Origin of the sequence: Flavobacterium nitrogenifigens (genome assembly GCF_003254565.1) — a bacterium.
GTDB lineage: Bacteria > Bacteroidota > Bacteroidia > Flavobacteriales > Flavobacteriaceae > Flavobacterium > Flavobacterium nitrogenifigens.
In genome coordinates this window covers 1-277 of sequence record NZ_QJRI01000048.1, presented here as the reverse complement: position 1 = coordinate 277, position 277 = coordinate 1, and the positions used below count along the sequence as shown (strand labels likewise).

Genomic DNA, 277 nt, shown 5'->3' with positions numbered 1-277 from the left:
CGGCATCTATCACCGGACACAAATTGATTTAACCTATAATTCAAATAAAATTGAAGGAAGCAGGCTAACTCATGACCAGACAAGATATATTTTTGAAACCAATACCATTGGAGCATCCAAAGAAAGCGTCAATGTAGATGACATTATTGAAACTTCCAATCACTTTCGATGCATCGATTTTATTATTGAAAAAGCAAATAATAAGCTCACCGAATCCATTATAAAAGAACTCCATTTTTTATTAAAGTCCGGAACTTCCGATAGCGGAAAAGATTGG

General features: G+C 34.3%; 1 pseudogene. It reads left to right on the top strand.

The features are described from left to right. Positions 1–277 (top strand): annotated as a pseudogene (locus DM397_RS00205) (cell filamentation protein Fic); the annotation flags it as partial.